The sequence below is a fragment of the Paracoccus sp. TRP genome, assembly GCF_000185925.1.
In the GTDB taxonomy this organism is placed as follows: domain Bacteria; phylum Pseudomonadota; class Alphaproteobacteria; order Rhodobacterales; family Rhodobacteraceae; genus Paracoccus; species Paracoccus kondratievae.
In genome coordinates, this window is the sequence record NZ_AEPN01000069.1 from 1 (window position 1) to 10,413 (window position 10,413).

A 10,413-nucleotide genomic window follows, 5' to 3' on the forward strand; every position below is an offset into this window, starting at 1 on the left:
GGCGTCGTCTCCAAAATCATTAAATAAGCAAGCCTTGTGCTTGTTGCGGGCTGCGTCTCTGGCGCAGCCCGTAAAGAAAATATGGCAATCGCCCGATTCGGGGTTGCCAAGAGGCGGACCGGCGGCTATGTCGCCGGCCTGCCAATTTGAAGACGGTTCGACGCAGGCGCCGCATGGTGTGGGGTCTGCCTCTCAACTGAACACGCCCCGCAAGAGGGATGATGATGCAAAGCCAGAATATCCGCATCCGGCTGAAGGCGTTCGATTACCGCGTTCTGGATGCCAGCACGCAGGAAATCGTGAACACCGCCAAGCGCACCGGCGCCCAGGTCCGCGGTCCGATTCCGCTGCCCAACAAGATCGAAAAATTCACCGTGCTGCGCGGTCCGCATATCGACAAGAAATCCCGCGACCAGTGGGAAATCCGCACGCATAAGCGGCTGCTGGATATCGTCGATCCCACCCCGCAGACCGTGGACGCCCTGATGAAGCTCGACCTCGCCGCTGGCGTGGACGTCGAGATCAAGGTGTAAGGAGGCTATCATGCTGCGGACTGGTGTTATCGCCAAGAAGCTGGGCATGACCCGGCTGTTCCTGGAAGACGGGCGTCAGGTGCCCGTCACCGTCCTGCATGTGGACAACGTGCAGGTTATCGCTCAGCGTACCGTGGAAAAAGACGGCTATGTCGCGCTGCAGCTTGGCGCTGGCGAAGCCAAGGCCAAGCGCACGACCGCTGCGCTGCGCGGTCATTTCGCCAAGGCCAATGTCGCGCCCAAGCGCAAGATCGCGGAATTCCGCGTCTCGCCCGAGAACCTGGTTGAAGTGGGTGAAGAGATCGTTGCCGATCACTACTTCCCCGGCCAGTATGTCGACATCGCCGGCACCTCGATCGGTAAAGGTTTTGCCGGTGCGATGAAGCGGCACAACTTTGGCGGTCTGCGCGCCTCGCACGGTGTGTCGATCAGTCACCGCTCGCACGGTTCGACCGGCCAGTGCCAGGACCCCGGCAAGGTGTTCAAGGGCAAGAAGATGGCCGGCCATCTGGGTGCGGTCCGTGTCACCACCCAGAACCTGCAGGTCGTCAAGACTGATTCCGAACGTGGCCTGATCATGGTCAAAGGCTCGGTTCCGGGTTCGAAAGGTGGCTGGGTCACCATCAAGGATGCCGTGAAGAAGCCGCTGGCCGAAAACACCGTTTTCCCGGCCGCGACCCGTTCCAAGGTCCAGGCTCAGGCCGAGGCTGCGGTCCCGGCTGAAGCTGCCGCGCCCGAAGGAGACAACTGATGAAACTCGACGTTATCACGCTCGATGCCGGCAAAGCCGGGAACATTGAACTGAGCGATGACATCTTCGGGCTCGAGCCGCGTGCGGATATCCTGCATCGCGTCGTGCGCTGGCAGCGTGCGAAGGCTCAGGCGGGCACCCATTCGGTGCTGGGCAAATCGGATGTCAGCTACTCGACCAAGAAGATCTACCGCCAGAAGGGCACCGGTGGCGCCCGTCACGGCAGCCGCAAGGCCCCGATCTTCCGTCACGGTGGTGTCTACAAAGGTCCGACCCCGCGGTCGCACGCCTTTGATCTGCCCAAGAAGGTCCGCGCTCTGGGTCTGAAGCATGCGCTGTCGGCCAAAGCTGCTGCCGGTGAGCTGGTGATCGTAGAGAACCTGAACATCGCGGAAGCCAAAACCGGAGCCGTCGCCAAGGCAGTCAAGGAAAACGGCTGGAAGCGCGTTCTGGTCATCGACGGTGCCGAGGTGAACGAAACCTTTGCCCGCGCTGCCCGCAACCTGGAAGGCGTTGATGTGCTGCCCTCGATCGGCGCCAACGTCTATGACATCCTGCGTCGGGATACGCTTGTGCTGACCCGCGCCGGTGTCGAAGCTCTGGAGGCTCGCCTGAAATGAGCGTCAAACCCGAACATTACGACGTGATCGTCAAGCCGGTCATTACCGAAAAGGCCACCCTGGTGGGCGATGCCAACGCCTATGTCTTCCAGGTGGCCAAGGACTCGACCAAACCGGCGATCAAAGAAGCCGTCGAGGCTCTGTTCAATGTCAAGGTGAAGGCCGTGAACACGACCATTACCAAAGGCAAAACCAAGCGTTTCCGCGGCCGCCCCGGTGTCCGTTCGGACGTGAAAAAGGCCTATGTCACGCTGGAAGCTGGCAACAGCATCGACGTGTCGACTGGTCTCTGATATAGAGCCTGCGAATCGACGGCCCCGGCAGCGGGGCCGTCGCCTTTTGACTGAAACGGACCACCTGAGGTCCAAAGCAACGGAAGACAGAAAGCATGGCACTCAAGTCGTATAAACCGACGACGCCTGGCCAGCGTGGGCTGGTTCTGATCGACCGTTCGGAGCTTTGGAAAGGGCGCCCGGTCAAATCCCTCACTGAGGGTCTGACCAAGAACGGCGGCCGGAACAACACCGGACGGATCACGATGCGCCGCAAGGGCGGCGGGGCGAAGCGTCTCTATCGCATCGTCGATTTCAGGCGCACTAAATTTGATGTTCCGGCGACCGTCGAGCGGATCGAATACGACCCCAACCGTACCGCCTTCATCGCGCTGATCAAATATGAAGACGGTGAGCAGGCCTACATCATCGCTCCGCAGCGTCTGGCTGTGGGCGACAAGGTCATCGCCGGCAATAAAGTGGACGTCAAGCCCGGCAACGCCATGCCTTTCAGCGGTATGCCGATCGGTACCATCGTTCACAACGTTGAGCTGAAGCCCGGCAAGGGCGGCCAGCTGGCCCGTTCGGCCGGCACCTACGCCCAGTTCGTCGGCCGCGACGGTGGCTATGCCCAGATCCGCCTGTCCTCGGGCGAACTGCGCATGGTGCGTCAGGAATGCATGGCGACCATCGGCGCCGTGTCGAACTCTGACCACTCGAACCAGAACTTTGGTAAAGCTGGCCGCAACCGTCACAAGGGCATCCGTCCGAGCGTGCGCGGTGTCGCCATGAACCCGATCGACCACCCGCATGGTGGTGGTGAGGGCCGGACCTCGGGTGGTCGTCACCCGGTTACCCCCTGGGGCAAGGGCACCAAGGGGACCAGGACCCGCTCGAACAAATCGACCGACAAATACATTCTGCGGTCGCGTCACGCGAAGAAGGGGCGTTAATCCATGGCACGTTCTGTTTGGAAGGGCCCCTTTGTCGATGCCTATGTGCTTCGCAAGGCCGAGAAAGCCCGCGAATCCGGCAAGTCGGATGTCATCAAAATCTGGTCGCGTCGTTCCACCATCCTGCCGCAGTTTGTCGGCCTGACCTTTGGTGTGTACAACGGCCAGAAACACATCCCGGTCTCGGTGACCGAAGAGATGATCGGCCAGAAGTTCGGTGAGTACTCGCCGACCCGGACCTACTACGGTCACGCCGCCGACAAGAAAGCGAAAAGGAAGTAATCGTCATGGGTAAGGAAAAGAATCCGCGCCGCGTGGCGGAGAACGAGGCGATGGCGAAGACCCGCATGCTTCGCACCTCGCCGCAGAAGCTGAACCTGGTGGCGGCGATGATCCGCGGCAAGAAGGTCGACAAGGCTCTGGCCGATCTGACCTTTTCGTCCAAGCGCATCGCGGGCGATGTGAAGAAATGCCTGCAATCGGCTATCGCCAATGCCGAAAACAACCATAACCTCGACGTTGACAATCTGATCGTCGCCGAGGCCTGGGTTGGCAAGAACCTGGTGATGAAGCGCGGCCGTCCGCGGGCGCGGGGTCGTTATGGCCGCATCATGAAGCCGTTTTCGGAAATCACCATCAAGGTGCGTCAGGTCGAGGAGCACGCGTAATGGGTCAGAAGGTAAACCCCATCGGGATGCGTCTCCAGGTCAACCGCACCTGGGACAGCCGCTGGTATGCGGATGACAAGGACTACGGCAATCTGTTGCTGGAAGACCTGAAAATCCGTAGCTTCATCAAAAAAGAAGCCAAGCAGGCCGGTGTCAGCCGCGTCGTGATCGAACGTCCGCACAAGAAATGCCGGGTGACGATCTATGCTGCGCGTCCGGGCGTGATCATCGGCAAAAAAGGCGCCGATATCGAAACCCTGCGTAAAAAGCTGGCGAACTTCACCGCCTCGGAACTGCATCTCAACATTGTTGAGGTTCGCAAGCCCGAGTTGGATGCCCAGCTGGTGGCCGAGTCGATCGCTCAGCAGCTTGAGCGTCGGGTGTCCTTCCGCCGCGCCATGAAACGTGCGGTGCAAAACGCCATGCGCATGGGCGGCCTGGGGATCCGGGTGAACGTTTCGGGCCGTCTTGGCGGTGCTGAAATCGCCCGTACCGAATGGTACCGTGAAGGCCGGGTTCCGCTGCACACGCTGCGTGCCGACATCGACTATGCGCTGTCGGAAGCATCGACCCCTTACGGGATCATCGGTGTGAAGGTCTGGATCTTCAAGGGCGAGATCATGGAGCATGATCCGCAGGCCCACGACCGCCGCGCGACCGAAGCGCAGGACGGGCCGTCGCCCCGCGGCCCGCGCCGTGACCGCGACGCGCGCTAAGGAGAAGAAGCAATGCTGCAACCGAAACGGACTAAGTTCCGCAAACAGCACAAGGGCCGCATCCACGGCGAGGCCAAGGGCGGGTTCAACCTGAACTTCGGCTCCTATGCGCTGAAAGCCATCGAGCCCGAGCGTGTCACCGCCCGTCAGATCGAAGCGGCTCGCCGCGCGATCACTCGTCACATGAAACGTCAGGGCCGGGTCTGGATCCGGATTTTCCCGGACGTGCCGGTTTCGTCGAAACCGACCGAAGTGCGGATGGGTAAAGGTAAAGGCTCGGTGGATTATTGGGCCGCTCGCGTCCACCCCGGCCGGATCATGTTTGAGATCGACGGTGTGAACGACACTATCGCGCGCGAAGCTCTGCGTCTTGGTGCTCAGAAGCTGCCGGTTCTGACCCGCATTGTGGTTCGCGAAGACTGGTAAGAAGGAGGCGCTATCGCGCCTTCGACTTCGGTTTGAAATAGAAAAGCTCCGGAGAGATCCGGGGCTTTTTCATATGTAGTCTCTAACCAGCTTTCCGACTGACTGATTGGCTGGCTTGGATTGTGTCTGTTCTACGCCAGGGGCATTCCACGTTTGATAGCTGAGCAAGCCCCGATCGCCTGAACACTACCGTCCTCCCCACTATAGGGGTCGGCAGTATATGAACTAATTGCATCGGCCCTGCTCTCGCCATGGATTGCTGCGAGTTCACTGGATCAGCCGGGATAATAGCTGATCCCGTCATCTCCATCGTTCCGACCATCCGGCCCCGTTCGTCAATCGCGGGTTCAGGTCCTTAATCCGGCATCGGAAAGCCCTCGGGGCCGGGCTCATCCGGCTATGTCATTGCCATCCGGGTTAACGACAGCAGAATTATCGCTCACTTGCGAGCAATTATAGGTTGGATGATGCAGGGGTAGGTGAGCACACCTGTCCGGCTGGTACGGCCGTTCAATAAAGCCCTTGTGTTTGCTGGGGGTCCAGCGTATAGGCACGGCTTCATCATGGACTCCACCGGGAATCAGGGTGGCCCTGCGTGCAGGGGCTCTCCGGTGATGTTGAAAGGAAGAGGCGCATGAAAGCGCAGGAACTAAAAGACAAAACGCCGGATCAGCTGAAAGAACAGCTGCTCTCGCTGAAAAAGGAAGCGTTTAACCTGCGCTTCCAGCAGGCCACCGGCCAGCTCGAATCGACCGCCCGTATCCGTGCCGTCCGTCGTGACGTTGCACGCGTCAAAACCGTTTTGAACCAGAAAGCGGCCGAAGCCGCGGCGTCGAATTAAGGAGCCGGTCCATGCCCAAACGCATCCTGCAAGGCAAGGTCGTCAGCGATAAGAACGAACAGACCGTCACCGTTCTGGTGGAGCGGCGCTTCAAGCATCCGCTGCTGCACAAAACCGTGCGTTCGTCGAAGAAATATCGCGCCCATGACGCGAAAAACGAGTTCAAGGTCGGGGATATCGTTCGCATCGCCGAATGTGCGCCGATTTCGAAAACCAAACGCTGGACTGTTTTGTCTGACGCTTCTGAAGCCCAGGCCTGACACCAGAATTTAACGAAACCCTGGGGCCGGAGCATGAAGCAATTCGGGCCGGTCCCCAAAGGTCGGGAGTAACCAAATGATCCAGATGCAGACCAATCTGGATGTTGCTGATAACTCCGGCGCACGCCGGGTTCAGTGCATCAAGGTCCTGGGTGGTTCGCACCGTCGCTATGCGTCGGTGGGCGACATTATTGTCGTCTCCGTCAAGGAGGCCATCCCGCGCGGCCGCGTCAAGAAAGGCGACGTCCGCAAGGCCGTTGTCGTGCGCACCGCCAAAGAGGTGAAACGCGAAGACGGCACCTCGATCCGCTTTGACCGTAACGCTGCCGTCATCCTGAACAACCAGGGTGAACCGGTCGGTACCCGTATCTTCGGGCCGGTCGTGCGCGAGCTGCGGGCCAAGAACTTCATGAAGATCATCTCGCTTGCGCCGGAGGTGCTGTGATGGCTGCGAAGCTCAAAAAGGGCGACAAGGTCGTCGTGCTGACGGGCAAGGACAAAGGCAAGCAGGGTGAAATCACTGCTGTGTTCCCGAAAGAGAACAAGGCCGTGGTTGATGGCGTCAACATTGCTATCCGTCACCAGCGTCAGACCCAGAACAGCCAGGGCGGCCGCGTGGCGAAAGCCATGCCGATCGACCTGTCGAACCTTGCGCTGATGGACAAGAACGGCAAGGCCACCCGCGTCGGCTTCCGCGTCGAAGACGGCAAGAAGGTCCGCTATGCCAAGACCACCGGGGAGGCGATCTGATGCTGGATCAAGCCAATTACACTCCGCGCCTCAAGTCGCTCTACAAGGACAATATCCGCGCCATGCTCAAAGAAGAGTTTGGCTATAAGAACGACATGCAGATCCCGAAACTGGACAAGATCGTCCTGAACATGGGTATCGGCGAAGCCGTCAAGGACACCAAGAAGGTCAAACAGGGCGCTGAAGAGCTTTCGCTGATCGCTGGTCAGAAAGCCGTCATCACCAAGGCGAAGAAGTCGATCGCAGGCTTCCGCGTCCGTGAAGAGATGCCGCTGGGCGCCAAGGTGACCCTGCGTGGCGACCGGATGTATGAATTCCTGGACCGTCTGATCAACATCGCGCTGCCCCGCGTCCGCGACTTCCGCGGCGTCAAAGGCACGGCTTTCGATGGCCGCGGCAACTACGCCATGGGCCTGAAAGAGCACATCGTGTTCCCGGAAATCAACTTCGACAAGGTCGACGAAGTTCTGGGGATGGACATCATCATCTGCACCACCGCGCGGACCGACGCGGAAGCGAAGTCGCTGCTTCGGCATTTCAACATGCCGTTCAACAGCTGATCGCGGAGGGAAGAAGATATGGCAAAAAAATCCATGGTCGAGCGCGAGAAAAAGCGCCAGCATCTGGTTGAGAAATACGCCGCCAAGCGTGCTGCTCTTAACGAGATCATTCACGATCAATCCCGCCCGATGGAAGAGCGCTTCAAAGCGAGCCTGAAACTGGCTGAACTGCCGCGCAACTCTTCGGTCACGCGTCTGCACAACCGGTGCCAGCTCACCGGCCGTCCGCACGCGTATTACCGCAAACTGAAACTGTCGCGGATCATGCTGCGCGAGCTCGGCTCGTTCGGCCAGATCCCTGGCATGGTCAAATCGAGCTGGTAAGGGGGCACGATGTCGATGAACGATCCTCTCGGCGATATGCTGACCCGCATCCGCAACGCACAGATGCGCGGCAAATCGACCGTCCGTACGCCCGCCTCCAAGCTGCGCGCCTGGGTGCTGGACGTGCTTAAAGCAGAAGGCTACATCCGCGGTTATGAGCAGATTCAGACTGAATCCGGCCATACCGAACTGGAAATCAGCCTGAAATACTTTGACGGCACCCCGGTGATCCGCGAGCTTGCTCGTGTGTCGAAACCCGGCCGTCGTGTCTATGCTTCGGTCAAGGACATCCCGCTGGTCCGCAACGGCCTTGGCGTGTCCATCGTCTCGACGCCGAAAGGCGTGATGTCGGATGCGGCGGCTCGCAGTGCCAATGTCGGCGGCGAAGTCCTCTGCACCGTGTTCTAAGGAGGGCAGGATGTCTCGGATTGGTAAAAAGCCGGTCGAACTGCCCCAGGGCGTGACCGCCGAAGTGAAAGGCCAGACCATCGAGGTGAAGGGTCCGAAAGGGACCCGTTCCTTCACCGCGACGGATGACGTGACCCTTGCGATCGATAACGGTGCTGTCACCGTTACGCCGCGCGGTCAGTCCAAGCGCGCGCGCCAGCAATGGGGCATGTCGCGTTCGATGGTGGCGAACCTTGTAACTGGCGTCAGCCAGGGCTTCAAAAGAGAGCTGGAAATCCAGGGTGTGGGTTACCGCGCGCAGATGCAGGGCAAGGTCCTGAAACTGGCGCTTGGTTATTCGCATGACGTGGATTTCGTGACGCCCGATGGCGTGACCATCACGGCGCCGAAGCAGACCGAGATCGTGGTCGAAGGCATCGACGAGCAGCTCGTCGGCCAGGTTGCCGCGAACATTCGCGAGTGGCGCCGTCCCGAGCCCTATAAGGGCAAGGGGATCCGCTACAAGGGCGAGGTCGTCTTCCGCAAGGAAGGCAAGAAGAAGTAAGGGGCGCATAAATGGCACTGACCAAAAAAGAGCTGTTCCAGAAGCGCCGCCTGCGCGTGCGGAACAAGTTGCGGAAGATTGCGAACGGTCGTCCGCGTCTCTCCGTCCACCGTTCGTCCAAGAACATCAGCGTTCAGGTGATCGACGATGTGAAAGGGGTCACGCTGGCCTCTGCCTCGTCGCTCGAAAAGGACCTGGGTGTTATTGGCAAGAACAACGTCGAAGCCGCGGCCAAGATTGGCGCCGCGATTGCCGAGCGGGCCAGGAAAGCCGGTGTCGAAGAGGTTATCTTCGACCGTGGTGGTTTCCTGTTCCACGGCAAGATCAAGGCTCTGGCGGATGCAGCCCGCGAAGGCGGTCTGAAATTCTGATGGTGCGGGTGGCGTTCGCGCCACCCCGATGATCCGGGGACTGCTCTTTCTTTTGCGGCCCACCTGGATTGGCTAACACGGCGCGCGACGCGCCAGCTTATGAGGAATGCCAGATGGCAGAACGTGAAAACCGTCGGAGTCGGCGCGAAGAGCGCGAAGAGACTCCGGAATTCGCCGACCGGCTGGTCGCGATCAACCGCGTGTCGAAAACCGTTAAGGGTGGTAAGCGTTTTGGCTTTGCTGCTCTTGTGGTGGTTGGGGATCAGCGCGGCCGCGTCGGCTTTGGCAAAGGCAAGGCCAAAGAGGTGCCCGAGGCGATCCGTAAGGCTACTGAACAGGCCAAGCGCAGCCTGGTCCGCGTGCCGCTGCGTGACGGTCGCACCCTGCATCACGATGTCGAAGGCCGTCACGGCGCTGGCAAAGTGGTGATGCGGACCGCCGTTCCGGGTACCGGTATCATCGCCGGTGGTCCGATGCGCGCTGTGTTTGAGATGCTGGGCGTTCAGGACGTTGTGGCCAAGTCGCTGGGTTCGCAAAACCCCTACAACATGATCCGGGCCATGATCGACGGGCTGAAAAAAGAAGCCTCGCCCCGCAGCGTTGCACAGCGCCGCGGCAAGAAAGTGGCCGAGATCCTGCCGTCCAACGACAAGCCGGCAGAAGCCGCTGTCGAAGCGTAAGGAGACAGGCCTATGGCTAAAACCATCGTTGTGAAGCAGATCGGTTCGCCGATCCGCCGCCCGGCCATCCAGCGTGAAACGCTGAAAGGTCTTGGTCTGAACAAGATGAACCGTACCCGCGAGCTTGAGGATACCCCGGCGATTCGCGGTATGGTTGCCAAGATCCCGCATCTGGTGACCATCATCGAAGAGCGCGGCTGATCCCGGTCCCGCGCGACGGAAAGTCAGAAACGCCCCGGAGATATCCGGGGCGTTTTTCATTCGCGCAGGGCACGAAAGCAGGACCTGTTAACCTTGTGGTAAGGGGTTCCGTCTATGCTGCGGGGGTGATTTGGGCTCCTGCAAGGGACATGCTGTGCTGTGCCGGATATTTGGTCTGATCCTATGCCTGTTGTTTTCGGCTGGGTTCGCTGATGCCAGTCCGTGGGCGCGTGGGAAGCGGGGTGTTTTTCTTTCCCTGTCCGGGGAGCGGGATCATGAGGGCAACGGCTATCTTGGCCTTTATGGCGAATATGGGCTGAGCCCGCGAGACACGCTGGGCTTTGAACTGGGGCGCGCCAGCGGCGGCGAAAACAGCGCAATGATCTGGTGGCAGCGGTCTCTCGATCAAGGGGCGGGGCCGGATCGCTGGGTGGTTTCTGCTGGTGGTGGAGTGCTGAAACGTGGCGGAGATTATTTGCCGTTAGCTCAGGTTGGTGTGGGCTGGGGCAGTGAACCGCACCGGGTTTGCCGGAGG

20 protein-coding genes are annotated in these 10,413 nt (G+C 60.0%); all 20 read left to right on the forward strand.

Annotated elements, in window-relative coordinates:
- Positions 1-224: 224 nt before the first annotated feature.
- The 20 genes from rpsJ to rpmD all read left to right on the forward strand — a co-directional run bounded on the left by rpsJ (position 225) and on the right by rpmD (position 9,878).
- Complete coding sequence (gene rpsJ, locus PARACOCCUSGL_RS0118705; RefSeq protein WP_010400227.1) at positions 225-533, forward strand: 30S ribosomal protein S10; 309 nt, start codon at positions 225-227, stop codon at positions 531-533.
- Positions 534-543: 10 nt separating this feature from the next.
- Entirely contained in the window at positions 544-1,284 is a 741-nt protein-coding gene (gene rplC, locus PARACOCCUSGL_RS0118710) for a 50S ribosomal protein L3 (RefSeq protein WP_010400229.1), read from the forward strand.
- Positions 1,284-1,904 (forward strand): 50S ribosomal protein L4, encoded by a 621-nt coding sequence (rplD, locus tag PARACOCCUSGL_RS0118715; RefSeq protein WP_010400231.1) that lies wholly within the window; start codon positions 1,284-1,286, stop codon positions 1,902-1,904. The genes rplC and rplD overlap by 1 nt, the downstream gene beginning before the upstream one ends.
- A complete protein-coding gene (locus tag PARACOCCUSGL_RS0118720) occupies positions 1,901-2,197 on the forward strand; it encodes a 50S ribosomal protein L23 (RefSeq protein WP_010400233.1) in 297 nt (98 codons plus the stop codon). Before rplD ends, PARACOCCUSGL_RS0118720 begins: the two co-directional genes overlap by 4 nt.
- 95 nt (positions 2,198-2,292) lie before the next feature.
- Complete coding sequence (gene rplB, locus PARACOCCUSGL_RS0118725; RefSeq protein WP_010400235.1) at positions 2,293-3,129, forward strand: 50S ribosomal protein L2; 837 nt, start codon at positions 2,293-2,295, stop codon at positions 3,127-3,129.
- 3 nt (positions 3,130-3,132) lie between these two features.
- Complete coding sequence (rpsS, locus tag PARACOCCUSGL_RS0118730; protein WP_010400236.1) at positions 3,133-3,411, forward strand: 30S ribosomal protein S19; 279 nt, start codon at positions 3,133-3,135, stop codon at positions 3,409-3,411.
- A gap of 5 nt (positions 3,412-3,416) precedes the next feature.
- Positions 3,417-3,797: a 50S ribosomal protein L22 gene (gene rplV / locus PARACOCCUSGL_RS0118735; protein WP_010400237.1), complete on the forward strand. Its 381-nt coding sequence runs from the start codon at positions 3,417-3,419 to the stop codon at positions 3,795-3,797.
- On the forward strand, positions 3,797-4,513 hold the full coding sequence (rpsC, locus tag PARACOCCUSGL_RS0118740; protein ID WP_010400238.1) for a 30S ribosomal protein S3: 717 nt from the start codon (positions 3,797-3,799) through the stop codon (positions 4,511-4,513). Before rplV ends, rpsC begins: the two co-directional genes overlap by 1 nt.
- Before the next feature lie 12 nt (positions 4,514-4,525).
- Positions 4,526-4,939 carry a 50S ribosomal protein L16 gene (gene rplP / locus PARACOCCUSGL_RS0118745; protein WP_010400239.1) on the forward strand — a complete coding sequence of 138 codons (414 nt, stop codon included), beginning with the start codon at positions 4,526-4,528 and terminating at the stop codon, positions 4,937-4,939.
- A 634-nt stretch (positions 4,940-5,573) separates the two neighbouring features.
- Entirely contained in the window at positions 5,574-5,780 is a 207-nt protein-coding gene (rpmC, locus tag PARACOCCUSGL_RS0118750; RefSeq protein ID WP_010400240.1) for a 50S ribosomal protein L29, read from the forward strand.
- An 11-nt stretch (positions 5,781-5,791) separates the two neighbouring features.
- Entirely contained in the window at positions 5,792-6,040 is a 249-nt protein-coding gene (gene rpsQ, locus PARACOCCUSGL_RS0118755) for a 30S ribosomal protein S17 (protein WP_010400242.1), read from the forward strand.
- Positions 6,041-6,116: 76 nt separating this feature from the next.
- On the forward strand, positions 6,117-6,485 hold the full coding sequence (rplN, locus tag PARACOCCUSGL_RS0118760) for a 50S ribosomal protein L14 (RefSeq protein ID WP_010400243.1): 369 nt from the start codon (positions 6,117-6,119) through the stop codon (positions 6,483-6,485).
- Positions 6,485-6,790, forward strand: coding sequence for a 50S ribosomal protein L24 (gene rplX / locus PARACOCCUSGL_RS0118765; protein ID WP_010400244.1), 306 nt, complete (start codon positions 6,485-6,487; stop codon positions 6,788-6,790). Before rplN ends, rplX begins: the two co-directional genes overlap by 1 nt.
- Positions 6,790-7,350 (forward strand): 50S ribosomal protein L5, encoded by a 561-nt coding sequence (gene rplE / locus PARACOCCUSGL_RS0118770; protein WP_010400245.1) that lies wholly within the window; start codon positions 6,790-6,792, stop codon positions 7,348-7,350. Before rplX ends, rplE begins: the two co-directional genes overlap by 1 nt.
- A gap of 18 nt (positions 7,351-7,368) precedes the next feature.
- Positions 7,369-7,674, forward strand: coding sequence for a 30S ribosomal protein S14 (rpsN, locus tag PARACOCCUSGL_RS0118775; RefSeq protein WP_010400246.1), 306 nt, complete (start codon positions 7,369-7,371; stop codon positions 7,672-7,674).
- Between the two features lie 9 nt (positions 7,675-7,683).
- Positions 7,684-8,082 carry a 30S ribosomal protein S8 gene (rpsH, locus tag PARACOCCUSGL_RS0118780; RefSeq protein ID WP_010400249.1) on the forward strand — a complete coding sequence of 133 codons (399 nt, stop codon included), beginning with the start codon at positions 7,684-7,686 and terminating at the stop codon, positions 8,080-8,082.
- A gap of 10 nt (positions 8,083-8,092) precedes the next feature.
- Positions 8,093-8,626 (forward strand): 50S ribosomal protein L6, encoded by a 534-nt coding sequence (gene rplF, locus PARACOCCUSGL_RS0118785; protein ID WP_010400251.1) that lies wholly within the window; start codon positions 8,093-8,095, stop codon positions 8,624-8,626.
- Between the two features lie 11 nt (positions 8,627-8,637).
- A complete protein-coding gene (rplR, locus tag PARACOCCUSGL_RS0118790; protein WP_010400252.1) occupies positions 8,638-8,997 on the forward strand; it encodes a 50S ribosomal protein L18 in 360 nt (119 codons plus the stop codon).
- A 113-nt stretch (positions 8,998-9,110) separates the two neighbouring features.
- Positions 9,111-9,677, forward strand: a complete 567-nt coding sequence (gene rpsE / locus PARACOCCUSGL_RS0118795; RefSeq protein ID WP_010400253.1) for a 30S ribosomal protein S5 — start codon at positions 9,111-9,113, stop codon at positions 9,675-9,677.
- A 12-nt stretch (positions 9,678-9,689) separates the two neighbouring features.
- The gene (gene rpmD / locus PARACOCCUSGL_RS0118800) at positions 9,690-9,878 is read left to right on the forward strand and encodes a 50S ribosomal protein L30 (RefSeq protein WP_010400254.1); all 189 of its coding nucleotides are present in this window, start codon (positions 9,690-9,692) and stop codon (positions 9,876-9,878) included.
- Positions 9,879-10,413 lie beyond the last annotated feature (535 nt).

Excerpts from the sequence above, each read along its gene's own strand:
- rpsJ (WP_010400227.1), top strand. The coding sequence starts at position 225 with ATGCAAAGCCAGAATATCCGCATCCGGCTGAAGGCGTTCGATTACCGC.
- rplC (WP_010400229.1), top strand. The coding sequence starts at position 544 with ATGCTGCGGACTGGTGTTATCGCCAAGAAGCTGGGCATGACCCGGCTG.
- rplD (WP_010400231.1), top strand. The coding sequence starts at position 1,284 with ATGAAACTCGACGTTATCACGCTCGATGCCGGCAAAGCCGGGAACATT.
- PARACOCCUSGL_RS0118720 (WP_010400233.1), top strand. The coding sequence starts at position 1,901 with ATGAGCGTCAAACCCGAACATTACGACGTGATCGTCAAGCCGGTCATT.
- rplB (WP_010400235.1), top strand. The coding sequence starts at position 2,293 with ATGGCACTCAAGTCGTATAAACCGACGACGCCTGGCCAGCGTGGGCTG.
- rpsS (WP_010400236.1), top strand. The coding sequence starts at position 3,133 with ATGGCACGTTCTGTTTGGAAGGGCCCCTTTGTCGATGCCTATGTGCTT.
- rplV (WP_010400237.1), top strand. The coding sequence starts at position 3,417 with ATGGGTAAGGAAAAGAATCCGCGCCGCGTGGCGGAGAACGAGGCGATG.
- rpsC (WP_010400238.1), top strand. The coding sequence starts at position 3,797 with ATGGGTCAGAAGGTAAACCCCATCGGGATGCGTCTCCAGGTCAACCGC.
- rplP (WP_010400239.1), top strand. The coding sequence starts at position 4,526 with ATGCTGCAACCGAAACGGACTAAGTTCCGCAAACAGCACAAGGGCCGC.
- rpmC (WP_010400240.1), top strand. The coding sequence starts at position 5,574 with ATGAAAGCGCAGGAACTAAAAGACAAAACGCCGGATCAGCTGAAAGAA.
- rpsQ (WP_010400242.1), top strand. The coding sequence starts at position 5,792 with ATGCCCAAACGCATCCTGCAAGGCAAGGTCGTCAGCGATAAGAACGAA.
- rplN (WP_010400243.1), top strand. The coding sequence starts at position 6,117 with ATGATCCAGATGCAGACCAATCTGGATGTTGCTGATAACTCCGGCGCA.
- rplX (WP_010400244.1), top strand. The coding sequence starts at position 6,485 with ATGGCTGCGAAGCTCAAAAAGGGCGACAAGGTCGTCGTGCTGACGGGC.
- rplE (WP_010400245.1), top strand. The coding sequence starts at position 6,790 with ATGCTGGATCAAGCCAATTACACTCCGCGCCTCAAGTCGCTCTACAAG.
- rpsN (WP_010400246.1), top strand. The coding sequence starts at position 7,369 with ATGGCAAAAAAATCCATGGTCGAGCGCGAGAAAAAGCGCCAGCATCTG.
- rpsH (WP_010400249.1), top strand. The coding sequence starts at position 7,684 with ATGTCGATGAACGATCCTCTCGGCGATATGCTGACCCGCATCCGCAAC.
- rplF (WP_010400251.1), top strand. The coding sequence starts at position 8,093 with ATGTCTCGGATTGGTAAAAAGCCGGTCGAACTGCCCCAGGGCGTGACC.
- rplR (WP_010400252.1), top strand. The coding sequence starts at position 8,638 with ATGGCACTGACCAAAAAAGAGCTGTTCCAGAAGCGCCGCCTGCGCGTG.
- rpsE (WP_010400253.1), top strand. The coding sequence starts at position 9,111 with ATGGCAGAACGTGAAAACCGTCGGAGTCGGCGCGAAGAGCGCGAAGAG.
- rpmD (WP_010400254.1), top strand. The coding sequence starts at position 9,690 with ATGGCTAAAACCATCGTTGTGAAGCAGATCGGTTCGCCGATCCGCCGC.